Origin of the sequence: Afifella marina DSM 2698, from assembly GCF_900102695.1 — a bacterium.
GTDB lineage: Bacteria > Pseudomonadota > Alphaproteobacteria > Rhizobiales > Afifellaceae > Afifella > Afifella marina.
In genome coordinates this window covers 462,545-485,753 of the sequence record NZ_FMVW01000002.1, presented here as the reverse complement: position 1 = coordinate 485,753, position 23,209 = coordinate 462,545, and the positions used below count along the sequence as shown (strand labels likewise).

Sequence of the window (23,209 nt, the reverse complement as noted above, 5' to 3'; positions counted from 1 at the left end):
GGCGCGAAAACTCTCCGCGCCGTCTGAGAAAATCGTGTCGCGTGCTCAGCTACCGCCGCCGTCGCCCGGCGCAGGCGCCTGGATGTCGACGTTCACGTCCGGCCCACCGCCTCCGCCACCTGTGAAGATGTTCACGCCGCCGAGTGCCAGGAAGAGGATGACGACGAGGACGAGAAGCGCCCCGACCATGAAGGCGAGGAAGGTGTTACCGCCCGAGCTTTCCGCCATTTTGTTCTCCGTTTTTCATCCCGTGCCACAATGCCGACCCGCGCGGATCGTTCCCGCGACGCGGCACCTCCCCTCTCCGTCAGGTCTCCGTCGGGCCCCGTGGGCCTTGCGATACGCACCCCACCCTCGTCATGTTCAGAAGAACCTCTTCGATCGCCCGGACACGTCTTCGCAGCGGGCGATTGCTCCCTATATGCCTCTTCAAACAGGGAGATTTCTCATGATTGACACTGCCGCCCGGACCGATGGCCAGCATGTTTCGCAATCCGGCTACGATCTGACGCCGATCCGCGGTGAAGAACGCGACAGGCTCGCTGAAAAGCTGACGCCGGAAGAGCGCCACATCATGCTCGACCACGGCACGGAGACGCCGTTCTGCGGCGGCCTTCTCACCAACAAGGAGGACGGCGTCTACACCTGCAGGCTCTGCAGCCTGCCACTCTTCCGTTCGGTGACGAAATTCGAATCCGGCACCGGCTGGCCGAGCTTCTACGAGCCCTTCGATCCGGAACATGTGCGCGAGATCGAGGACAATTCCCACGGCATGCGCCGCATCGAGACACGCTGTGCGCGCTGCGACAGCCATCTGGGTCACGTCTTCCCCGACGGGCCGCGCCCGACGGGTCTGCGCTATTGCATGAACTCAGCCGCGCTCGAATTCGATAAGGAATAACGGGCACGTCTGTGAGCTGACACGGCACGATGTCGAAGACGCTGATCCTCATTGGGCTCGCCCTCGTCGCGGCGGGCCTTCTGTGGCCGCTCCTTTCAAGGTTCGGCCTCTTCCGCCTGCCCGGCGATATCGCGGTCGAACGGGAGAATTTCTCGTTCTATTTTCCGATCACAACGATGGTGATCGTGAGCCTCGTCCTCTCGCTCATCCTGTGGTTTTTCAATCGCTGAGCCTCGTCAATAGGCTTGCGAAAGGTCACGCACCTCGCTGTAGGGATAATGGCGCAAGGTTTCGTTGAAGAACGCGCCGGCCGACGGCGCCGCGAGGAGGTCGCGAAACGTCGCCTCGGAGACGCCTTCGTAGCGATAGATGCGGCCGCTCCGGAAGGCGATGAAAAGCAGGCATCGCGCGGGCACGTAGAGAGCCCGCTCCAGGGCTTCGGAGCCGAAACTGTGCTCGATGACCTCCATCAGGAGGAGCATCTAGGGCCGCCGAAAGGCTGGGGCGACCTGCCGGGCACAACCGCCCGAAGCAGCAGCCCGGAATCGAAACGGGCCGCACGCGGCGGCCCGTCCAAGAAAAATGTTCGTGTCCCCAAGACCGGGGCTCCGCCTCAATTGAGGGCGGTCAGATCCGTCGCCGTCGGAGCGCCATCGCGCATCTCGACGTCGAAGAAGACGATCTGGTCGGGCTGAAGCGTCGCCAGCCCGGCGCGCTCAAGCGCGGTGCGGTGAACAAAAATGTCGGCGCCCTCATCGGGGCGGATAAAGCCGAAGCCTCGGCGGGTGTCGAACCAGACAACGTTGCCTGTATGCATAATTCGGGTGTCCTTTGACTCACTTTCGCGCCGCGCTCCGCGGCTGCGTTCAGCGATGTGATTGATTGATTGGGAATATGCGCCGCCCGGCTTTCGCGGGGCTTGTGGCGCGGGCAGCTTGCAAGCCGCCCCTCAGATGCCAACCATATGGATGCCGAAGACGGCGGTTTCAAGGCCCACTGCGGCACGAACAAGCTGAGCCCCGACGGCTGCGGCCGAAACCCTCAATAGCCCGCCTTGAAAGGACGCCCGCTCTGAAACTCAGCGCGCCGTCGGAATGTCGGCCATCTGCGTCCAGGGCTTCAAATCGATGATCGGCGTGCCATCGAGACAATCCAAGGCATCGACGACGATCACACCTCTCTCCCGGTCGACCTCCCGCACGGAGACGAGCGACAACCCGATCGGATTGGGCCGCACGGGAGAGCGCAAAGAGAAGACGCCGGCCGGATGCTCGCGGTGCTTCGGTGCCTGAACGATGAGATCGCGTCGTGCACCGTCCATCCACATGAGCACGAAGACCGCCTGGCCCGGCCGATAATCGGCGAGGCCTGGCCGGTAGGGCTCGTCGATCTGCAGCGAAAAGCGCAGACCCTGATCAGCCTCCGCTCGCTCGCGCGCCTGCCCGATATTGCGTGGGCATTCGCCGGGTCCCACCCACGGCGTCTTGGCATGACCGATATAGACGAGACCTGCATCGGGCGCCTGCTTGCCGGGGTCGAAGGCGAGTGCGATCTCCCCGTCCCGCGTCGGATTCTCCCACGAGCGGGATCCGACATCCGGCTTTTCGTGCCCCGAGCCAGAGCCTGCCGTCTCGAATTCCTTCCGATCTTCCGCCATGCGTCTCTCCTCAAGGACGAGTTAGGCGAAGGTGGCGGCACGGTTCAAGCGTGAGAGCGTCGCAAGCAGGAGGCGACGAGATGTTGGCTGCGGAACGATCCGTCCCGGCAGGTCGACGCATGTCGACCGTTGCGCCATTCGGCAAAAAGATATAATGCTATCTTTATATCTTTCTGGAAGAGATCTTGATGGGCCTGACGAAGCTCTCGCGCGCCGCTCAGGCGCTCGCCGATGAAACCCGGCTCCGCCTTGTGGCGCTGCTTGCCGAGGGCGAGCGCCCCGTCAAGGAGCTCGTGGAAATCCTTGGCCAGTCGCAGCCGCGCATCTCCCGGCATCTGAAGATTCTGACGGAAGCCGACATCATTCGCCGGCTGCCGGAAGGCGCGCATGTCTATTACCGGCTGGCCTCCGACGGCGAAGCGGCGACCCTGGCACACGCGGCCCTTGCCGCCATGCAGACGGATCCCTTGCGCAACGAGACGGATTTGCGCCGCGATCGCGACAGGCTGGAGCTCATTCGCCGCCGCAACCAGGAAACGGCCGAGCTCTATTTCGCGCGCCATGCCGAGGAATGGGATCGCCTGCGTTCCCTGCACGTGCCGGAAAAGGAGGTCGAGGCGGCAATCCGTGCCAGGCTGAGCGGCCACCATTGCCGCTCGCTGCTCGACATCGGCACCGGCACCGGCCGCATGCTCGAACTTCTTGCCGATTGCGCCGAGCGGCTGACGGGCATCGATCGCTCGCCGCAGATGCTGGCGCTTGCAAGAACCAGCCTTGAACGTGCGGGCCTCTCGCATGTCAGGCTGCGCAGCGGCGACGCGCTCAACCTTCCCCTGCCACGCGCGTTCTTTGACGTCGTCGTCATCCACCAGGTCCTGCATTTTCTGGAAGACCCGCGGGCCGCCCTTTCGGAGGCGGCGCGGGTTCTGGCGCCCGGCGGGATGCTGCTCGTCGTCGACTTCGCCCCCCATCATCTGGAATTCCTGCGCCAGAACCACGCGCATCTGAGGCTCGGCTTCTCCGACGAGCAGCTCACGCAATGGCTGTCGGCCACCGCCCTCGAGCAATTCTCCATCCAGCATCTCGCCCCCAAGTCTCCGGCCAGAGAGGACGAGCATTTGACGGTCACCATCGCGACAGCCTTCAAGGCCGAGGCCGACGAAGACGCGGAACCCCTCCAGGAAGGAGCGCTCGCATGACGCCTGCAGCCCACCACGCCGACGGACCGAAGAGGCTCGAGCTCTCATTCGAGTTCTTTCCGCCCAAGAAGCCCGAGCAATTCGCCGCCTTCAAAGACACGGCAGAACGGCTCAAAGCCTTTGCGCCGGATTTCGTTTCCGTCACCTATGGCGCCGGCGGTACGTCGAAGGACCGCTCTTTCGCGGCGGTGGAGATGCTGACGCAGGAAGTCGGCCTGCCGACGGCCGCGCATCTTACCTGCGTCTCTGCCGCCTGCTCCGAGACGAACGAGGCGATCGCGACCTTTCAGACCTTCGGCGTCAGGCATTTCGTGGCGTTGCGCGGCGACCCGCCGGAGGGGCCCGGCACGCCCTACGCCCCGCATCCAGAGGGCTACACCGATACGGCCGACTTGATCCGGGGCCTTCGCCGCATCGACGATTTCGAGATCTCCGTCAGCGCCTATCCGGAGCGCCATCCGGAAAGCCCTGACTGGGACACCGAGATCGACATCCTGAAGCGCAAGGTCGAGGCCGGCGCGACCCGTGCCCTGACGCAGTTCTTCTACGACAATGACGATTTTGAACGGTATGTGGAGAAGGTTGCGGCCGCCGGCATCACGATCCCAATCGTGCCGGGCATCCTGCCAGTGCACCGCTTCGCCGCCGTGCATTCCTTTGCCGGCCGCTGCGGCGCGCGCATCCCGCCGCATCTTCTGCCGCTATCGGAGCTTTCAGGCGAGGCGCATTTCGAAGCCGCGGTCGACCTCGCCGCGCGCCAGATCGACGACCTCGCGCAACGCGGCGTCTCCGGCTTTCATATCTACACGATGAACCAGCACCGCCTCGTCTCGGCGGTCTTGAAAGCGGCAAGAATTTTCGAAGGGGAAAGGACATGCTGCGCGGCATGAGCACGCCGCGCAGCCGAAGAAGAGTTGAACGTCGCCGATATCACACCGCGCCCAGCACGATCGCGCAGATAAAGACAAAGGCAGATATCAAGGCGATCATGTTGATTGATTTCGCCAGGTTCATGGCATCCTCCCGCATCTTTTACGCCTAAAGTCTAACGCCAAACATTGCTGACAGGAATGTTTTTCGTCATTGCGACGCATTGTTCTCTTCATGCGGCAGGTCGCCGCAGTCAGATTCTCTCCGAAATACCAGCGGTTTAGGCATGCTGCGTCGCGACATTCCCGCTAAGCCGGCATAGTTTTTTTTGTTTCCGCGCTCCTCCGAGGGCCTGAAGAGCCGCTCTCCGACACTGTTTTCGCATCTGGATATGAACTTAGAAGTATTATAGAATACCGCTTTTACGGAGGACGCGACCTTGCCCCATCTGTTTCGCTTCCTGTTCGTGCACGTCGCGCTTGGCGCTCTCGTCGGCTGGTTGTTCCTGGCGATTCTGCTGGGCTTCGACACCGGCGGTTTGTGGACGCTGATCTCTCACTCATCCACGCCCCTTCTGCCGCTCGCCCTTCTGGCGGCTTTCTTTGCCCTGACCTTCGGCGGCGCGGTGACCGCAAGCGGCGTCCTTCTGTCGGCGGAGGAAGGCGACGAGCCGCCCATCGGCCCGAAACGGCGCCGGCGCCGGCGCCTGATGGCGCTCCCGTCTCTGTCTCCGCGCCCGGCCCCGCGTCCAGCGGTGGCCGTCGCGGGCGCACGGCGCAGACCCCGCATCCACGATATGGACGAGCTGCACCGGGGCTGATCGAAAAACCTGCGCCGATACGGGAAAGACAACGCGGATAATATGCCGCCGGGTCTTCGCCCGGCCGCCCTGTCCTGCTAAACACCGCCAACGGCGATTCCTGAAGACGACGGGGCCAAAACGATCAAAACCTTCACCGACGCACGCGAGGCTGCGCTGGAGATGCGGCCGGATGTTCCGGTCTATTGTTTCCATCCACAGGTCCTCGCCGAGGACGTTGCGCATTTTGCGCAGGCGTTCCCTGGCAAGACGGCCTATGCCGTCAAAACCAATGGCGAGCCCTTCGTTCTCAAGGCGATCGCCGATGCCGGCGTGAAAACTTTCGACGTCGCCAGCCCGGCCGAATTTGCGGCTGCGCGCGAAGCCTCGCCCAACGCCGAACTCCTCTACATGCACCCGGTGAAGGCCCAGTCGGATATCCGCCTGGCGCTCGAAAGCTACGGCATCCGCACCCTCTCCCTCGACCACGAGGACGAGGTGGCGAAAATCCTGCGGATCGTGCGGGCGCTCGATTTCGATCCGGCAGATCTGACCTTGTTCGTGCGCCTGCAGACCAAGGGTTCGGCCACCTACGAATTGTCGAAGAAATTCGGCGCCACCCCCGCCCATGCGGTGGAGCTTTTGCAGCGCATCGCCGGCATCGGCTTCAAGCCGGCCCTTTGCTTCCATGTCGGCAGCCAGATCGAAGACCCGGAAATCTACGAGCGCGCGCTGGGCTCGGCCGATTGGGTACGCGCCCGCTCCGGCGTGGAATTGACGGCGCTCGATGTCGGTGGCGGCTTTCCGGCGCCCTACGGCTACGATCCGCGCCGCAAGAAGCGCATCATGCCCGACCGCGACGAGATCATGGCGCGGCTTCGAAAAGATCTGACGGAATGGGGCTTTGCCGACCTGCCGCTCATTGCCGAGCCGGGCCGGGTCATCGTCGCCCGCTCCATTTCGCTGATCGTGCGTGTGCTCCTGAAAAAAGGCAAGCGCATCTACATCAACGACGGCATCTGGGCTTCGCTCTCAGATTCCTGGACGGGCAAGATCACCCTTCCTGCCCGCTTCATTCCCGATCCCGCCCGCAAGCGCCGCTCCGGAAACCCGCACGAAATCGTGCCGTTCAAGGTTTGCGGCGCAACCTGCGACAGCGTGGATATCCTCTCCCGCCCCTTCTGGCTGCCCGAGACGGTCGATACCGGCGACTGGATCGAGATCGGCCATATCGGCGCCTATTCCCTGTCGCTTCGAAGCCGCTTCAACGGCTTTTATCCCGACACGGTCGTCGAGGTGGAAACCCCCTTCGACGAAGGCGACAAGCCGGAAGGCTTTGCCGCGATCGAGACCATGGCCGACTGAGCTTCGCGCTCAGCCGCGAACTTACCAACAACGCATCCACAAGCTGCGCACAGGCAATCCACGCCTTGTTCACACCTTGCCGTCGCTCCTGATGGGGCTTTCCACAGGTCGCTCTTCACAGCCTGTGGAAAGCTCTTACGCGAGCATCATCTTGTCGTCGTCGAGCTGCTTGCCGATCGCGCGCCCGAACAGGCTCGAGAGATCCTGAACGGTGAGTTTCGCCCGTTCCTCTTCTGTGAAGTCGAGGACGATGCGGCCGGAATCCATCATGATGGTGCGATGACCGACGGCCAGCGCATCGCGCATCGAATGCGTCACCATCAAGGTCGTCAACTTGCGCGTCTCGGCGATCTCTGTGGAAAGCGCCAGGACTTTTGCGGCAGCACCCGGATCGAGCGCGGCCGTATGCTCGTCGAGAACGAGAATCTTCATCGGCAGAAGTGTCGCCATCAACAGGCTGATCGCCTGGCGCTGCCCGCCCGACAAGGTGCCGACCGGCTGCGTCATGCGGTCTTCCAAGCCGATCTCGAGCTTCGCCACCTGGTCGGCGAGCCATTTGCGGTTCTGGCGAGTGCCAAGGGCGCCTTTGAGGCCCCGGCTTTTGCCGCGCGCCGCAGCGAGCGCAAGATTCTCTTCGATCGATAGGGACGAGCAGGTGCCGAGCCGCGGCTCCTGAAAGACGCGGCCGACATGCATCGCCCGCCGGTGCGGAGACCAAGCCGTTACGTCCTCGCCATCGAGATGCACGCTGCCGCGTTCGGGCTTCACCGTTCCGACGACGACCGACAGAAGCGTCGATTTGCCGGCGCCGTTCGAACCGATGACGGTGACGAACTCGCCATCCGCGATCTTGAGGTTGATATCGCTGAGCGCCCTCACCTCCGTCGGCGTGCCTGCATTGAAGGTGACGTGGATGTTATTCAAGGACAGCATCAGCCGGCCCTCTTGGCGGCGGGCGCACGGCGCGGCGTCATGCCGGCCCTGCGACGGTTTCTTTGCGCGCGGCCCTTGGACAGGACGACCGCGATCGCAACGACGATCGCCGTCACGAGATTGAGGTCCTGCGGCTGGATGCCGATGAAGCCGGCACTGAGCGACAGGGCGATGAAGAGACGATAGACGAGCGCACCGACAATACAGCCGAGCGTGGCGACGAACACCATGCGCCGGCCGAGGATCGCCTCGCCGATGATGAGGGCGGCAAGCCCGGTCACGATCGTGCCGATACCCATGGAGACGTCCGCCACGCCCTGAAGCTGCGCAAACAAGGCGCCGGCAAGCGCGACGAGACCGTTGCTGATCGCCATGCCGACGAGCGCCATGCGCCCGACCGCAATGCCCTGCGCCTCCGCCATGGCCGGATTCTCACCGGACGCACGCAAGGCGAGCCCCAGTTCGGTCTTCAAGAACCAATCGACGAGGAACTTGGCCGCGAAGGCCACGATCGCAATCAGGACCGTATTCGTCCAAAGCCCGAAATTGAACCAGGATTGGGCCACGTCGAAAACCGTATCGACGTTGTAGAGGGGCACGTTCGGCCCACCCATGATCCTGAGATTGATGGAGAAAAGCGCCACCATCGTCAGAATGCCGGACAGAAGGTTCATGATGCCGAAGCGCACGTTGAGAAGCGCTGTCACGAGCCCTGCCCCCCAGCCCGCGACGATCGCAAGCCCGGTTGCAAGAAACGGATCGACACCGGAAGCGAGAGCGGCAGCCGCAACCGCCGCTCCGAGCGGAAAACTGCCGTCGACCGTCAAATCGGGGAAGTCGAGCACGCGGAACGAGAGAAACACCCCGAGCGCGACGAGCGAAAACAGAAGTCCCGATTCAAGGGCGCCAGCAAAGGCGAAAAGGCTCATAATTAGCGAACGACCTTCTTCGCCTTGGCAAGCATGTCGTCAGGAATGGTGACGCCCATCTTCTCGGCCGAACTGACGTTGAGATAAAGATCCTGGCTGTCGGACACGGCAACCGGGATATCGGCCGGCGATTTGCCGTCCAGGATGTCGGCCGCCATTTCGCCGGAGAGGACACCCATCTTGTAATAATCGAAGCCGAGGGCTGCGAGGGCGCCGCGATTGACGGAATCGACGTCGGAGGCAAACACCGGCAGACCGGCGCGTTCGCCGACCATGACGACGCCTTCAAGCACGGAGACGACGGTGTTGTCGACCGGCAGAAGCACGGCGTCGGCCCGTCCGACGAGGCTGCGTGCGGCATCGGCAACGAGGGTCGACTGCGCCGCAGGCGCCTCCACGAGCGTCATCCCGAAAGGCTCGACCGCGGTCTTCAGGTCTTCCACCTGCTTGGCCGCATTGGCTTCGCCGGGATTGTAGATGACACCGAGTTTCTTGGCGTCCGGCATCAGCTCTTTGATGAGCTCGAGCATCGGCTCGTAGGGCTGCTGGTCGCTCGTCCCGGTGACGAGACCGCCCGGCTTTTCGCGACTTTCCACAAGGCCCGCACCGACCGGATCGGTGACGGCTGCAAAGATCACCGGAGTGTTCTTGAGCGCGTGTTTGACGGCCTGGGCGGAGGGGGTGGAAATCCCGACGGCGAGATCGGGCTCAAGCCCGGCGAATTCCGATGCGATCTGCGCCTGCGTCGCCATATTGCCCTGAGCCGAGCGCGACACGATCTTGAGGTTTTCACCTTCCTTGTAGCCGCGCTCTGCGAGGCCTTCGATTATGCCCTTGCGCACGGCGTCGAGAGCCGGATGCTCGACGATATAGGTGATCGCGACGGTCTTCGTGTCCTGCGCCTTGGATTCATCGACGGTCGCTGCGCCGGCAATGCCGAGTGCAAGCGCGGCCAAAGCAAGAGCTTTGAAGGTCTGCATATGAACGCCTTTCAAGATTGAGAGAAAGGAAATCTGCCTCATTGCCCCGTGGCAGACCCGATGCCGGCAAATTTGCCGCCGCCCCCCAAGGCGGGCACATCGAACGTCCTGCCAAAGAGTTCGATTTTCAAGATTTTACGCAATAGCACGGCAGAAGCTGCGATCAACGCCTTCCGAGACCAAAGCCTGCGGTTGTTCGTCCGACCGTGAATGATGCGGGCCTGTCCTGAATTGAGCACTGGCGCCCGCCACGATAAAAGCCGCCCTTTCGTTGAGGACGACCGTCAGATGGATAGAACGCGATTGTACCTGACGGGGGCATCATGCTCTGGCGTTTCAACGCTCGGCACTCTCTTGGCCGAGCGGTTCGGTGTTCCCCATCTCGATGTCGACGACTTCTACTGGATGCCGACCGATCCTCCCTTCAGCACGAAACGCCCGCCGGAAGACCGCGTCCGCCTGATCCAGGAGAGGCAAGCCGCATCTCAGGGATGGGTCCTGACGGGTTCGTTCATCGGATGGGGCGATGCCTTGATCGACCACGTCGATCTCATCGTGTTCCTGAAGACGCCCACCAGCATTCGGCTTCAACGTCTGGATCGGCGCGAAGCTGAACGACATGGCGCACGCATTCTGCCAGGTGGAGATATGCACGAAGCGCATCTGGCATTCAGAGATTGGGCTTCACGCTATGACGACCCCACCTTCACGGGGCGCAACATCGCGCAGCACGAGCGCTGGTTGAGCACCCAGTCCGCCCCCGTTCTCCGCCTGTCGGGCGAGCGCCCGAGCGACGAATTGGCAGACGACGTGAAAGGGGCGCTTGCGCATCTTCAGTCTATGAGACTTGCCTGACCCTTTCGGAAGGCCGAACCCTCGTAAGGGCTCGAAGTCGGTTTCCGAGCCCCACACATTTATTCGTCGGCCGCCTAGCGAATCTTGGCGAGCAGCTCTTGCGTCGGCCAGGCATCGGCCGGCAGGCCGAGCCGCAGCTGTTCGGCGCGCACGGCGTCACGCGTCATTGCGCCCAGAATGCCGTCGACCTTCCCGACCTTATAGCCCTTGTCGAGAAGCGCCTGCTGCAACTGCTTCATCTGCGCACCCGACAAACCACTGGACGCATTGCCCATATCGACGCGCGGCGCGCCGTCCAGGCGCGTGGCGAGATAGGCCGCGGTCGTGGCGTAGACGAGCGACTGGTTCCATTCCAGGAAGACATGGAAATTCGGATAGGCGAGAAAGGCCGGCCCGTTGCGTCCCATCGGCAGGACGAGAGAGGCGGGCAAAGAACCGCCCGGAAGATTGCCCGAACGCGCCTTCACGCCCCAGGATTCCCACTTGCTCACCGGGATTTTGTTGTAGAGCCCGGCCTCCGCCCAGGGCAGATCGGCCGGAATCACGACCTCCTGCAGCCATGGCTCGTTCGCACGCCAGCCGAGGCGGTTCAGGAAATTGCCCGCGGTCGCGAGCACGTCCGGCACGCTCTTCTTCAGGTTCACATGCCCGTCGCCGTCAAAATCGACGCCGGAGGCGAGATAATCGGAAGGAAGGATCTGTGTCTGGCCGAGCTCACCCGCCCAGGCACCCTTCATCTCCGAGCGTGCGAGATCGCCGCGATCGAGGAGCTTCAAGGCGGCGATGAGCTGCGGCCTGAAAAGCTCCGGCCGCCGGCAATCATGTGCAAGCGTGGCGAGCGCGTTGAGCGTATCGAAATCGCCCTGATTGGCGCCGAAATCCGTCTCCAGTGCCCAGAACGCCGAAATCACCGGCCCCGGAACGCCGTATGTCTGCTCGATGCGCGAGAAGGTCGAAGAATATTTGTTGAGAAGCGAACGGCCGTTCTTCAGCCGGTAATCGTTGACCATACGGCCCGCGAACTCGGCAAACGTCTGAGTGAATACGCCCTGCGCGCGATCGCGCGAAATGACCCGCCGATCGAATTGCACACCGGAAAGGGCGGACAGGCCCCGATCGGAGACGCCGGCTGCGGCCGCCTCCTGCTTCACTCCGTTGAGCCAGGTCGAAAAATCGCCGCCGCATTGCTGAGCGGCGGCCGGCGTCGCAAGGACGAGACCGAAAACGGCCGCCGTCCATACACATTTCGCGCGCATGAGATCTCCTAGTGATTCCCGCGCCCCGCATTCTGGCGCGGCCCTCTAACGATTCAAGAAGTGGGCCTTTTCAAGAAGCGGAGCGCGGATCGATCAAAACTCTCGCTCAGGCCGATTCCGTCTCGGCGGAAAGGGTCGGATAGTCCGTATATCCGTGCTCATCGCCGCCATAGAACGTCGCCTGGTCCGGCTCGGCGAGCGGGGCATTCCGCTTGAGCCGCTCCACAAGGTCGGGATTGGAGATGAACGGCCGTCCGAAGGCCACGAGATCGGCCTTCCCCTCATCGACGGCTGAAATCGCGAGCTCGCGCGTATAGCCGTTGTTGCCGATGTAGAGGCCGTCAAAATCCCGCTTCAACGTGGTGACGTCGAACTGCCCTTCCGGCTGACGGGCACCGCGCGTCTCGCCTTCGATGACGTGCAGATAGACGAGCCGTCTTTCGGAGAGTTCACGCACATAGGCACGGAAGAGCATCTCCGGATCGGAATCGGCGATGTCGTTCGCGGGACTGACCGGCGAAATCCGGATGCCGACCCGTTCCGGACCCCACACATCGACGACGGCATCGACCACCTGCAGCGGAAAACGCATGCGGTTGTCGAGCGAACCGCCATAGGTGTCATGGCGCCTGTTGGTCTTGTCGCGCAAAAACTGGTCGAGCAGATAACCGTTGGCGGAATGGATCTCGACGCCGTCGAAACCGGCACGCTGAGCGTTCGCGGCGGCCTTACGGTAATCCTCGACGATGCCCGGCAGCTCATCGGCACTGAGCGCCCGCGGCTCCACGGCGTCCTTGAAACCCTCCTCGGTGAACGCTTTCACGTTCGGCTTGAGCGGAGACGGTGCGACCGGAAGCTGACCGTTCGGCTGCAGATCGGGATGCGAGATGCGCCCGACATGCCACAATTGCAGGACGATCTTGCCGCCCGCGTCGTGCACGGCGTCAGTGACCGCACGCCAGCGCTCCACCTGCAGGTCGGAATGGATGCCGGGCGTCCAGGCATAGCCTTTGCCCTGCTGCGTGATCTGTGTCGCTTCCGCGATGATCAGCCCGGCCGAGGCACGCTGGCGGTAATACTCCACGTGCCAGTCCCTCGGGGCATCGTTCTCGTCGGCGCGGCTGCGCGTCAACGGCGCCATGACGATGCGGTTGGCAAGCGGTACGGGGCCGAGATCGATCGGCTGAAAGAGCTTGGACAATGTCTCAGACATAAACTTCCCTTTTCAAAACGGCGGGCGGGTGTCGTTGCGCATCTAATTAGGTGCAACGCAAAATCTCGCCAGACATGGCTACCGCGATTTATCCCCTACTCGCCAGGGCGGAACCCAACCAAGGCCGCAAGGTTCCGGTTCGGTCAAGTTGCCGTGTAATGGCACAGCCGGCGTTGCGCCACATGCAACCGCCGCTAAACTCCCTCAGATAAAGGCCTGATGGGAGAGATGGGCATGCGGCCGCCTTCGCCACTCCGCCGGCTGCGGATGAGGGGATCAGCTTCCCCTGCCATCACCCGCGCGATTACCCGCCCCGTCGTCCGCGCAATCACTGCTGCCATCATCAGCCTTGCAGCTTCGATCGGCCCCTTTGGCGAAGTTGCCAACGCCGCGCCCTTGGCCGTTCAGGAGCAGACGGAACGTCAGACCCCGAGCCGCTGCCTCGCAATCGCAGAAGCCGCTCCACCCACGCTCTATGCGAGCTATCGCCGCCTCGACGCGCCCGCACGGCACCTCGTCCAGGGCAAGCCCTTCGCCCTGCGACCGCCCGAGCAGGGCGAGGTGACGATCCGCTTCGTCGGCCACGCCACCTTTCTCATCGAAAGCCCCGAGGGCGTGACGATCGCCACCGATTACGACGGCTGGGCCGGCGGCGTGACGCCGGACGTCGTCACCATGAACCACGCCCATTCCTCGCATTACACCGACCAGCCCGATCCGGCGATCGCCCATGTCCTGCGCGGCTGGAACCCACAAGGCGGCGAAGCCCACCACAACCTCACCGTCGGCGATGTCCTCATCCGCAACGTGCCGACCGACATTCGCAGCTTCGGCGGGCGCGAGACGGCGGGCAATTCCATCTTCATCTTCGAGACGGCAGGCCTTTGCATCGGCCATCTCGGCCACCTCCACCACGTGCTGGCGCCCGAAGATCTCGGTATCATCGGCCAGCTCGACGTCGTCATGGTGGCGGTCGACGGCTCCTACACGATGAGCCAGGACGCGGTCGTGGAAACGCTGAAAGTTCTGAAATCTCGCCTCATCCTGCCCATGCATTATTTCGGCATGGGCACGCTGCAGCGCTTCCTCTCCCGCCTCGGCGAGGATTTTGCCGTCGAGATCAACCCAAGCGCGGAAACCACGGTCTCGGTCGCCACCCTGCCGCTCGACCCGAAAGTGCTGGTTCTGCCGGGCCACTGACACCGCCGCCGTCAAAACCGTCTCGGCCCTTGCCTCTCCCCTCCTCCGGCGCGACGACTTGCCGAGGGGCGCAGCAGCTGCAATTGCTGGCAAACGGACAAGATGGCGCAAAAATCGGAAAAACTCAGTCTCGTCGAGGTGACCGCTCTCGGCATCGGCGGCATGATCGGTGGTGGCATCTTCGCCGTTCTCGGCCTGGCGATGGCGACGGCCGGCCACGCGGTTGCGCTAACCCTCGCAGGTGGCGGCGCGATCGCACTTCTGACGGGCCTCTCCTACGCCCGTCTCGGCCTCACCTTTCGCGATGATGGCGGCAGCTTCACCTATATCGAGAAGGCGTTCGCCGCGCCCGCGATCGCCGGCGTTGCGGGCTGGCTGCTGGTGGCGGGCTATGTCGGCACGCTCGCCCTCTATGCGAGCGCCTTCGGCGAATATGGCGCAAGCCTTCTGCCTAAGACCATCGATCCGGCCTGGGCGCCGGGTGCCTTGGGCGCCTTCGTCCTCGGGCTCTTCCTCGCCATCAATCTCGTCGGCGCGAAAATCTCCGGCGGCGTCGAGCTCGGCGTCGTCGCGATCAAGCTCGCCATTCTTGCGCTGTTTGCAGCCGTCGCCATGGGCGGCATCAAGGCCGACCATTTCGTGCCGGTCTTCAATCTCGGCATCACAGCGCCGATCGCCGCGATCGCGCTCATTTTCGTTGCCTATGAAGGCTTCGAACTCATTCCGAACGCCGTCGATGAAATGGCGAACCCGGAACGAAACCTGCCGCGGGCGATCGTCATCGCGATCCTCGTCACCACCGCGATCTATGTCGTCGTCGCGATCGCGGCTCTCGGCAATCTGACGCCTCAGGAGATCCAGAAGGATCAGGAATACGTGCTCGCCGTCGCCGCCCGCCCGACACTCGGCGCGGCAGGCTTCACCCTGATCGGCATCGCCGCCCTCCTCTCCACCGCCTCGGCCATCAACGCCACGCTCTTCGGTGCGGCGCGTCTTGCCATGGTGATGGCGCGCGAACATGCCCTGCCGAAAATCTTCTCGATGCGCGAACGCACCCGTCCGGTGCCCTTCGTCTCCCTGATCGTCCTGACGGTTCTGGCGATCGCCTTCACGCTTGCAGCGCCGCTGCAGGTCATCTCCACCTTTGCGAGCGCGACCTTTTTGGTGATCTTCACGGCGGTGAACCTCGCCGCCTTTCGCCTCGCGCGGCGGATCAAGATGTCGCCGCTCCTGCCGCTCGCAGGCAGCGTGCTCGCCGCGGCGAGCTTCGTCGTCTTGATGTGGCACACTTGGCAGGATGACAAGGTGAGCCTAGCCTGGCTCACCGGCGCCTATCTCACGGCCATCCTCGTGGAAGCGGCCCTCATCTGGCGCCGCGGCCCACGCCGACACACGGGCTCACAGTGCGAGACAAAAGCCTGACCGAAAGCCTCAAAAAGCAAGGGGCGCCGAAGCGCCCCGAGCCGAAACCGTGTCTGATCCTCACCGCGTCAGCGGCTTGTATTTGATCCGCCGCGGGTTTTCGACGGCGTCGGTGCCCAGCCGCCGCTTCTTGTCCTCTTCATAGGCTTCGAAGTTGCCTTCGAACCATTCGACATGGCTGTCGCCTTCGAAGGAGAGGATGTGCGTCGCGAGCCGGTCGAGGAACATGCGATCATGGCTGATGACGACGGCGCAGCCGGCGAAATCTTCGAGCGCCTCTTCGAGTGCCGCAAGCGTCTCCGTATCGAGATCGTTGGTCGGCTCATCCAGCAGGAGAATGTTGGCGCCCGATTTCAGCATCTTCGCAAGATGCACGCGGTTGCGCTCACCGCCGGAGAGCTTGCCGACCGGCTTCTGCTGATCGCCGCCCTTGAAGTTGAAGGCGCCCACATAGGCGCGCGAATTCATCTCGCGCTTGCCGAGCTGGATCACCTCCGCCCCGCCGGAGATCTCCTGCCAGACGCTCGCATTCGGGTCCATGTCATCACGGCTTTGGTCGACATAGCCGAGGATCGCCGTGTCGCCGAGACGGATCTCGCCGGCATCCGGCGTCTCCTGCCCCGTCAGCATGCGGAAGAGCGTCGTCTTACCCGCACCGTTCGGGCCGATGACGCCGACGATGCCACCCGGAGGCAGCTTGAAGGAGAGGTCTTCCATCAGAAGCTGATCGCCGAAGCCTTTCGTCAGCCCCTCCGCCTCAATGGCGACGTCACCAAGCCGCGGGCCCGGCGGAATAACGATCTGCGCATCGCGGCTTGCCATGCGTTCCTGATTCGCTTTCAGAAGCTCGTCATAGGCCTTGATGCGGGCCTTGGACTTCGCCTGCCGCGCCTGCGGCGAGCGGCCCATCCATTCGCGCTCGCGGGCGATCACCTTCTGGCGTGCCTCGTCCTCGCGCGATTCCTGCTGCATGCGCTTCGACTTGGAATCGAGATAGGCCGTGTAATTGCCCTCGTAGGGGATGCCGCGGCCGCGATCGAGCTCGAGAATCCAGCCCGTGACATTGTCGAGGAAGTAGCGGTCGTGGGTGACGATCAGGACAGCGCCCGGATATTGCTCCAGATGCTTTTCGAGCCACGCCACGGTCTCCGCATCGAGATGGTTCGTCGGCTCGTCGAGGAGGAGAAGGTCGGGCTCTTCCAGGAGCAGCTTGCACAGCGCCACGCGGCGGCGTTCACCGCCCGACAGGACGTTGACGTCGGCATCTCCCGGCGGGCAGCGCAGCGCCTCCATGGCCATGTCGACCTTTGAATCGAGATCCCAGAGATTGGCGCTATCGATCTGATCTTGAAGCTTTGCCGCCTCTTCCGCCGTCTCGTCGGAATAGTTCATCATGAGCTCGTTGTAGCGGTCGAGGATCGCCTGCTTGGCAGCAACCCCTTCCATCACGTTGCCCTTGACGTCTTTGGCGGGGTTGAGCTGCGGCTCCTGCGGCAGATAGCCGACGCGTGCGCCGTCGGCCGCCCAGGCTTCGCCGGTGAACTCCTTGTCGATTCCGGCCATGATGCGCAGGAGGCTCGATTTACCCGAGCCGTTCGGGCCGAGGACACCGATCTTGGCATCCGGGTAGAAGGACAGATGGATGTTGTCCAAAACCTTCTTGCCGCCGGAATAGGCCTTGGACAGGCCGGACATATGATAAATGAACTGGCGCGCCATGGTCGCCGATCTCCGTTGTCTTCGGGATGCGAGGGAATGAGAGCCCACATAAGCGAGGCGGCGGCTGGGAGCAATGGCGTCGCGATTATCGCCTGCGCCCCATCTCTGCCACATCTTCTTCCTATCGACCGGTCACAGACCTTGCTTCGAAGCCTTAATCACCGCGCGCATAACCATGCTGCAACGCCAAAAAAAGCATGTTTCCGTGGCAACCGAGTGCTATGAGGCGCGTTAGGAACGCGGGCGCTCGGCCCGCGTCTTTTCCGACAATATGAGTTGAGTATGGACAGGCGGGCCTTTCTCGTTGCTTCTCTGGCAGCCGCGGCATCAAGCGCAAGCGGCACAGCCTTCGCCCAAAGGGGCGCTTCCTCAGACACACCCGAAAATCCGGCGCCTGATATTGCGGCGCCTCCCCCCAATAACAACGCGTTTACGTGGGACGGCCTGAAATCTCAGGCGCGCGCGCTCGCGGAGCGGCCGTTCAAAGAAGCGGACGACGATCTGCCGGCCCAATATGCCGATCTCAACTATGCGCAGTTCCGCGAGATCGAATACCGCCGGGAAGCGCGGCTTTGGCGCGACGAAGGTCTCGCCTTCCAGTTGGACTTTCTCCATCGCGGCGCGCTGTTCAAAGAGCGGGTCAACATCTTCATCGTCGAAAACGGCGAGGCCCATAACGTGGCCTACAACCCGGCGATGTACAATTTCCGCCAGGCGCCGCAGCCGCCCGAAGGTGTCGATATCGGCTTCTCCGGCTTTCGCGTCCACAACCCGATCAACAGCCCGAATGTGTGGGACGAGTTCCTCGTCTTTCAGGGCGCGACCTACTTCCGCGCCGTCGGCCAGGGCCAATATTACGGGCTGTCCGCGCGCGGCCTCGCCCTCAAGACCGGCGATCCGGAAGGCGAGGAATTTCCCCGTTTCACCACCTTCTGGATCGAGAAGCCGGAGGCTGGTGAAGAGGTTTTGAACATCTACGCGCTCCTCGACAGCGTGTCGACGACGGGGGCCTATCGCTTTGTCGTACGTCCGGGCCGCGACACCGTCATCGAGGTGACCGGCGAGCTTTTCCCGCGCCAGCCTTTGCAGCATGTGGGCCTTGCGCCGCTCACATCGATGTTCCTCTTCGGCCCGCTCAACCGCACGGGCTTCAACGATTACCGTCCGCAGGTCCACGACAGCGACGGCCTGCAGATGCTGACCGGCAACAACGAGTGGATCTGGCGGCCGCTCGCGAACTATCCAACGCTGCAATCCTCGTCCTTTATGGATCCCGCCCCGCGCGGCTTCGGCCTCGTCCAGCGCGCCCGCGATTTCCAGGATTTTCAGGATCTGGAAGCCCGCTACGAGCGCCGCCCGAGCGTCTGGATCGAACCGATCGGGACCTGGGCGAACGGCCAGGTGGAGCTTCTGGAAATCCCCACCGACAAGGAAATCCACGACAATATCGTCACCTTCTGGCGTCCGTCCTACGAGGTGAGCCCCGGGGCGCCCTATTCCTTCGCCTACCGCATGCGCTGGACCGACCGGCCGAAAGCGCCGGCCGGCTCGCTTTATGCCGCCGACAGCCGCGCCGGGCGGAACTTTCACGACACCAGCAACCTTTATGTCATCGATTTCATTCCCGAAGAGGGCACCCTTCCGGCCTTTGACGGCCTGTCGTTGGAGGTCTCCGCCAATCACGGCGCCATCAAGGGCCAGGTGTTGCAGCCCAACCCGCTTGTTGGTGGCGTCAGAGCGACGTTCCTCTTTGAGCCGGAGGATCAGTTGACGGAATTCCGCGTGCGTCTCGTCGCAAACGGCGAGCCCGCCAGCGAAACCTGGCTCTACCGTTGGGTTCCCCAATGAGCGAGCAGAAGCACGACCATCCTGACGAACGTGTCTTGAGGCCCTTCGGGCCGATGCCGCCGCAGCATCCGCTGGCGATGCCGCAGCAAGACTTTTCGAAAGAGCCGGTCGATGCTTTGCCGCGCAGCAATCCGGCTGCAGCGCGTTATGCGCGGCTGATCGCGATCCTGACGGCAGCCGGCCTCATCTATTACGGCGTGCACGAGATGATCGCCGTCGTCTCGGCAGGCGGCATCACGATTCTCGAAGGGATCATGACGATCCTCTTCGCGATCACCTATTCCTGGATCGCGATGTCGACGAGCTTTGCCGTTGCGGGCCTTCTTGCCCCTCGCCCTCTGCCGACGCCGCCGGCTCCAAAGCACCCGCTGAAGAGCCGCACCGCGATCGTCATGCCGGTCTACAACGAAGATGCCGACATGGTCGCCGCCAGTCTTCAGGCGATGGCGGAAGACATCGCACGCGCCGGTCAGGCCCACGCCTTCGAGATCGTCGTCTTGTCGGATTCCAATCGCGCCGAATCCCTGGTTCGTGAAACGCTGGCCATGCATCGCCTCACCGATGCGCTCGCCGGCACCCTGCCGGTCTGGTATCGCAGACGGGCGATCAACTCGGCCAAAAAGGCCGGCAACATTGAGCAGTTCGTCGCCAATTGGGGCGGACGCTACGACTTCATGCTCGTCCTCGATGCCGACAGCCTGATGCGGGCGGACACCGTGCTGCGCATGGTGGCGCGCATGGAGGAGGATCCCAATCTCGCCCTCTTCCAGAGCGTGCCGCGGCTCTTCGACGGAAACTCGTTCTTCGCGCGGATGCAGCAATTTGCCGGTGCGGTCTATGGCCCGGTCGTCGCCGGCGGCATGGCAGCCTGGCAGGGCTCCGACGGCAATTACTGGGGCCACAATGCCATCATCCGCACCCGCGCTTTCGCCAAGGCCTGCGGCCTCCCGCCCCTGCCGGGCGACCCACCCTTCGGTGGCCATATCCTGAGCCACGATTTCGTCGAGGCGGCGCTTTTGCGCCGTGCCGGCTACAAGGTGGAGATGACGACGGACCTCGTGGATTCCTGGGAGGAGAGCCCGCCGTCTCTGTTGGCGACGGCCGTACGCGATCGGCGCTGGGCGCAGGGCAACCTGCAGCACTCCAAGGTGATCGGCGCCAAGGGTCTCGCCGGTCCCTCGCGTCTGCACTTCTTTATCGGCATCATGAGCTACCTCTCCTCGCCTTTGTGGCTGCTCCTGATCCTGGTCGGCCTGGTCCTCGCCGTGCAGGCGAAGCTCGTGACGCCGGTCTATTTCGGCGACGATCATCAGCTCTTCCCGAACTGGCCGGTCTTCGATTCAGAGCGCATGTTGACGCTGTTCGTCTTCACGCTCGTGATTTTGTTCATTCCGAAGATTTTCGGCACGCTGCGGGTAATTTTCTCCAAGCGTTTGCGGCGCGCCCATGGCGGCGCTGCGGCGGTCACGCTCAGCATGCTCCTCGAAATCGTCGCCTCGACCCTTTACGCGCCGATCATGATGCTCCTGCAGAGCCGTCATGTCTGGGACATCCTGCGGCGCAAGGATTCCGGCTGGGCCCCGCAAAGCCGCAAGGGCGGCAGCGCCGAGGCCTGGTCGGCGCTCTGGGCCACGCACCGCGCCCATGTTCTCTTCGGCATCTTCCTCACCGCCGTCGCCATATTCGTCTCGCCCGCCATCCTTGCCTGGCTGTCGCCGATCGTCATCGGTCTCGTCTTCTCGCCTCTCTTGTCGCGCTGGAGCGCCAGCGAGGAGATCGGCAACGGCCTGCGCAAAATGAAGCTTCTCCTCATTCCCGAAGAGGTCGAGCGGCCTGCGATCGCACGTGCGCGCGATGACATTCTCGTCGAAAAGCCCGAACTCGGTGACGATCCGCTGGCGGCGATCGCGCAATCGGCCGATCTGCGTCAGGCCTATGTCGCGTGGCTGACGCCACCGGCCCCCAAGGATCGCGGTCAGGTCGACCGCTTCCTCCTGAGCGCCGCCAAGAAGATCTCGGACGCCACGAATTTGTCTGAAGCGCTTGCCTGGCTCGACCCGCAAGAGCGCCTCGCCGTCGCCGCGCATCCCTCAGAGGTGGAACGGCTGGCGAAGCTTGCAGCGGCAAGCCGGTCCCGCGAAGAAGCGGCCTGACCCCATCCTGATACCTGGCTTTCCCATGAAGGCACTTTCCATGCGGGGCCCGACCGGCCCTGCCGATCTTCACGATTGCACGTCACCCGCTCGTCGGTGATGGAGTTCCTGCAAGCCCACCAGGCCGTCATCGCCCTCGCAATCCTGGGGATGATGTTCGTCTTCTTCATGTGGGAGCGTTTCTCTCCAGAAGTCGTCGCCACGCTCGGCGCGGGCGCTTTTCTTGCGCTCGGCATCCTCGACACGAACACGGTCTTGAGCGTTTTCGCCAACCCGGCTCCGATCACCATCGGCGCGATGTTCGTGCTTTCAGGAGCGCTCGTTCGCACCGGCGCGCTCGATGCCATGTCTCGCTTCATTTTAAGCCGGGCGACGCGGCGACCGGTTTACGCGATCGTCGGCGTTCTGGGCGCGACGATCGCCGCCTCCGCGTTTCTAAACAACACGCCCGTCGTGATGGTGCTCATCCCGGTCGTGATGGGGCTCGCCCGTTCGGTCGGTTCGCTTCCCTCCAAGCTTCTCATCCCCCTCTCCTACGCGGCCATTCTCGGCGGCACATGCACGCTCATCGGCACCTCCACCAACATTCTGGTCGACGGTGTGGCGCGCGATCTGGGGCTCGAACCCTTCACCATCTTCTCGCTCGCTCCGGTCGGGCTCGTCGTGGCCGCCGTCGGCAGCCTTTATCTCTTCGCGGCACAGCGGTTTCTGCCGGAACGTCCGACCTTCGGCGATGTCATGGGCGCGCAGGAGGGTGCGGCCTTCATCAGCGATTTCAGCATTCCAGAAGATTCGGCCCTGATCGGCCGGACGCTCGGCAACGTCGCGAGCCTTAACGAGCCTGGCGTGTCCTTGCTCGCGATCCGGCGCGGTGGCCGGGTCCTGCGTCGCAACCTGCAGAAAGAGCCATTGCAGGCGGGTGACCGCGTCGCCGTCAGTGCCTCGCTCAGCGAACTCCTCGGCATTCGCCAGACCTCCGGCATCCGTATGGGAACGAGCGCGCCGCCCAAGCCGGACGAAGAAGGCAAGCCGCCGGAATTGGTCGAGGCGTTGATTTCGCCGGATTCCCAATATGCCGGCCTGCGTATTCCCGATCTCGCTCTGCGCAGCCGCTATGGTGTGTCCGCTCTCGCCGTCAGTCGACACCGCCGCTGGCTCGGCCACAACCTCAATGCGGTCGCACTCCAGCCGGGCGATGCGCTGCTTCTTGAAGGCAATACGAAGGGTCTTGCGGAACTCGTCAGAGAGGGCGGGATCTTCAATATCGATCAGCCGGAGGCCCGTCCCTATCGGCGCACCAAGGCGCCGGTGGCCGGCCTCGTCCTTGCCGCCGTGGTCGCGGCTGCGGCCTTCAATCTGATGCCGATCGCCGGCCTCGCCATCCTCGGCGTCGCGGCAGTCCTCCTCAGCCGCTGCATCGATCCCGACGAAGCTTTCGGCGCCATCGACGGGCGCATCCTCATCCTCATTTTCGGCATGCTCGCGGTCGGCGAAGGCATCGACAGGTCGGGCGCCATCAAACTGATCATCGACACGTCCCTGCCCTATCTTCAGGTGCTGCCGCCGATCGTGCTTTTGGCGGCGGTCTATGCGCTGACCTCGGTCCTGACCGAGATGGTGACGAACAACGCGGTGGCGGTTGTCATCACGCCCATTGCCATCGGGCTCGCGGCGCAGCTCGGGCTCGATCCTCGCCCGTTTGCGGTGGCCGTCATGTTCGGCGCGAGCGCGAGCTTCGCCACGCCCATCGGCTATCAGACAAACACGCTCGTCTATGTCGCCGGCGGCTATCGCTTCACGGATTTCGTCAAGATCGGGCTGCCGATGAACATCATCGTCGGCCTCGCCAGCATCCTCACCATTCCGCTGATCTGGCCGCTCGAGGGCTGATCAGCGGGCCTTGGAGCACA

The 23,209-nt window shown here is 63.3% G+C and carries 23 protein-coding genes; 13 read left to right on the top strand and 10 right to left on the bottom strand.

Annotation, left to right across the window (positions count from 1 at the left end):
- Window positions 1-45 precede the first annotated feature (45 nt).
- Complete coding sequence (locus BLP76_RS07065; protein ID WP_092810988.1) at window positions 46-228, bottom strand: hypothetical protein; 183 nt, start codon at window positions 226-228, stop codon at window positions 46-48.
- A 220-nt stretch (window positions 229-448) separates the two neighbouring features.
- Here BLP76_RS07065 and msrB point away from each other — a divergent pair, with 220 nt between their 5' ends.
- On the top strand, window positions 449-901 hold the full coding sequence (msrB, locus tag BLP76_RS07060; RefSeq protein ID WP_092810986.1) for a peptide-methionine (R)-S-oxide reductase MsrB: 453 nt from the start codon (window positions 449-451) through the stop codon (window positions 899-901).
- A 29-nt stretch (window positions 902-930) separates the two neighbouring features.
- Complete coding sequence (locus tag BLP76_RS07055) at window positions 931-1,131, top strand: DUF2905 domain-containing protein (protein ID WP_092810984.1); 201 nt, start codon at window positions 931-933, stop codon at window positions 1,129-1,131.
- 6 nt (window positions 1,132-1,137) lie between these two features.
- Here the strand turns inward: BLP76_RS07055 and BLP76_RS07050 are convergent, their stop codons facing one another.
- From BLP76_RS07050 to BLP76_RS07040, 3 genes are all read right to left on the bottom strand, one after another.
- The gene (locus BLP76_RS07050; protein ID WP_092810982.1) at window positions 1,138-1,383 is read right to left on the bottom strand and encodes a KTSC domain-containing protein; all 246 of its coding nucleotides are present in this window, start codon (window positions 1,381-1,383) and stop codon (window positions 1,138-1,140) included.
- 131 nt (window positions 1,384-1,514) lie between these two features.
- The gene (locus tag BLP76_RS07045) at window positions 1,515-1,718 is read right to left on the bottom strand and encodes a cold-shock protein (RefSeq protein WP_092810980.1); all 204 of its coding nucleotides are present in this window, start codon (window positions 1,716-1,718) and stop codon (window positions 1,515-1,517) included.
- A gap of 261 nt (window positions 1,719-1,979) precedes the next feature.
- Window positions 1,980-2,558, bottom strand: coding sequence for a TrmO family methyltransferase domain-containing protein (locus tag BLP76_RS07040; RefSeq protein ID WP_092810978.1), 579 nt, complete (start codon window positions 2,556-2,558; stop codon window positions 1,980-1,982).
- 188 nt (window positions 2,559-2,746) lie between these two features.
- On the opposite strand from BLP76_RS07040, the gene BLP76_RS07035 reads away from it, so the two are divergent.
- The 5 genes from BLP76_RS07035 (at window position 2,747) to BLP76_RS07020 (ending at window position 6,791) form a co-directional block, all read left to right on the top strand.
- Window positions 2,747-3,757, top strand: a complete 1,011-nt coding sequence (locus BLP76_RS07035) for an ArsR/SmtB family transcription factor (RefSeq protein WP_092810976.1) — start codon at window positions 2,747-2,749, stop codon at window positions 3,755-3,757.
- A complete protein-coding gene (metF, locus tag BLP76_RS07030) occupies window positions 3,754-4,647 on the top strand; it encodes a methylenetetrahydrofolate reductase [NAD(P)H] (protein WP_092810974.1) in 894 nt (297 codons plus the stop codon). Before BLP76_RS07035 ends, metF begins: the two co-directional genes overlap by 4 nt.
- Window positions 4,632-4,799 carry a hypothetical protein gene (locus BLP76_RS18765; RefSeq protein ID WP_170130444.1) on the top strand — a complete coding sequence of 56 codons (168 nt, stop codon included), beginning with the start codon at window positions 4,632-4,634 and terminating at the stop codon, window positions 4,797-4,799. Before metF ends, BLP76_RS18765 begins: the two co-directional genes overlap by 16 nt.
- A gap of 267 nt (window positions 4,800-5,066) precedes the next feature.
- Window positions 5,067-5,447, top strand: a complete 381-nt coding sequence (locus BLP76_RS07025) for a hypothetical protein (protein ID WP_092810972.1) — start codon at window positions 5,067-5,069, stop codon at window positions 5,445-5,447.
- Between the two features lie 162 nt (window positions 5,448-5,609).
- The gene (locus tag BLP76_RS07020) at window positions 5,610-6,791 is read left to right on the top strand and encodes an alanine racemase (RefSeq protein WP_207145344.1); all 1,182 of its coding nucleotides are present in this window, start codon (window positions 5,610-5,612) and stop codon (window positions 6,789-6,791) included.
- 135 nt (window positions 6,792-6,926) lie between these two features.
- Here the strand turns inward: BLP76_RS07020 and BLP76_RS07015 are convergent, their stop codons facing one another.
- The 3 genes from BLP76_RS07015 to BLP76_RS07005 are packed head-to-tail and all read right to left on the bottom strand — an operon-like array spanning window position 6,927 to window position 9,609.
- Window positions 6,927-7,724 (bottom strand): ABC transporter ATP-binding protein, encoded by a 798-nt coding sequence (locus BLP76_RS07015; protein WP_092810968.1) that lies wholly within the window; start codon window positions 7,722-7,724, stop codon window positions 6,927-6,929.
- Window positions 7,724-8,653 carry an ABC transporter permease gene (locus tag BLP76_RS07010; RefSeq protein WP_092810966.1) on the bottom strand — a complete coding sequence of 310 codons (930 nt, stop codon included), beginning with the start codon at window positions 8,651-8,653 and terminating at the stop codon, window positions 7,724-7,726. The genes BLP76_RS07015 and BLP76_RS07010 overlap by 1 nt, the downstream gene beginning before the upstream one ends.
- 2 nt (window positions 8,654-8,655) lie before the next feature.
- A complete protein-coding gene (locus BLP76_RS07005; RefSeq protein ID WP_420867616.1) occupies window positions 8,656-9,609 on the bottom strand; it encodes an ABC transporter substrate-binding protein in 954 nt (317 codons plus the stop codon).
- A gap of 312 nt (window positions 9,610-9,921) precedes the next feature.
- Here BLP76_RS07005 and BLP76_RS07000 point away from each other — a divergent pair, with 312 nt between their 5' ends.
- The gene (locus BLP76_RS07000) at window positions 9,922-10,488 is read left to right on the top strand and encodes an ATP-binding protein (protein WP_092810964.1); all 567 of its coding nucleotides are present in this window, start codon (window positions 9,922-9,924) and stop codon (window positions 10,486-10,488) included.
- Between the two features lie 74 nt (window positions 10,489-10,562).
- On the opposite strand, the gene BLP76_RS06995 is transcribed toward BLP76_RS07000, so the two are convergent.
- Together BLP76_RS06995 and BLP76_RS06990 are read right to left on the bottom strand one after the other, a co-directional pair.
- Window positions 10,563-11,744 carry a lytic murein transglycosylase gene (locus BLP76_RS06995; protein ID WP_092810962.1) on the bottom strand — a complete coding sequence of 394 codons (1,182 nt, stop codon included), beginning with the start codon at window positions 11,742-11,744 and terminating at the stop codon, window positions 10,563-10,565.
- A 106-nt stretch (window positions 11,745-11,850) separates the two neighbouring features.
- Entirely contained in the window at window positions 11,851-12,957 is a 1,107-nt protein-coding gene (locus tag BLP76_RS06990; RefSeq protein WP_092810960.1) for an alkene reductase, read from the bottom strand.
- Window positions 12,958-13,191: 234 nt separating this feature from the next.
- Between BLP76_RS06990 and BLP76_RS06985 the strand changes: the two genes are divergently transcribed.
- Window positions 13,192-14,157: an MBL fold metallo-hydrolase gene (locus tag BLP76_RS06985; RefSeq protein ID WP_244514488.1), complete on the top strand. Its 966-nt coding sequence runs from the start codon at window positions 13,192-13,194 to the stop codon at window positions 14,155-14,157.
- A 102-nt stretch (window positions 14,158-14,259) separates the two neighbouring features.
- The gene (locus BLP76_RS06980; RefSeq protein WP_092810958.1) at window positions 14,260-15,579 is read left to right on the top strand and encodes an APC family permease; all 1,320 of its coding nucleotides are present in this window, start codon (window positions 14,260-14,262) and stop codon (window positions 15,577-15,579) included.
- A gap of 60 nt (window positions 15,580-15,639) precedes the next feature.
- Here BLP76_RS06980 and ettA read toward each other — a convergent pair whose 3' ends face one another.
- Window positions 15,640-17,298 (bottom strand): energy-dependent translational throttle protein EttA, encoded by a 1,659-nt coding sequence (gene ettA, locus BLP76_RS06975; protein WP_092810956.1) that lies wholly within the window; start codon window positions 17,296-17,298, stop codon window positions 15,640-15,642.
- A gap of 282 nt (window positions 17,299-17,580) precedes the next feature.
- Between ettA and BLP76_RS06970 the strand changes: the two genes are divergently transcribed.
- The 3 genes from BLP76_RS06970 to BLP76_RS06960 all read left to right on the top strand — a co-directional run bounded on the left by BLP76_RS06970 (window position 17,581) and on the right by BLP76_RS06960 (window position 23,189).
- Window positions 17,581-19,146, top strand: a complete 1,566-nt coding sequence (locus tag BLP76_RS06970) for an OpgD/OpgG family glucan biosynthesis protein (protein WP_092810954.1) — start codon at window positions 17,581-17,583, stop codon at window positions 19,144-19,146.
- On the top strand, window positions 19,143-21,299 hold the full coding sequence (mdoH, locus tag BLP76_RS06965; protein WP_092810952.1) for a glucans biosynthesis glucosyltransferase MdoH: 2,157 nt from the start codon (window positions 19,143-19,145) through the stop codon (window positions 21,297-21,299). Before BLP76_RS06970 ends, mdoH begins: the two co-directional genes overlap by 4 nt.
- Before the next feature lie 75 nt (window positions 21,300-21,374).
- The gene (locus BLP76_RS06960) at window positions 21,375-23,189 is read left to right on the top strand and encodes an SLC13 family permease (protein ID WP_244514487.1); all 1,815 of its coding nucleotides are present in this window, start codon (window positions 21,375-21,377) and stop codon (window positions 23,187-23,189) included.
- The last annotated feature ends 20 nt before the right edge of the window (window positions 23,190-23,209 follow it).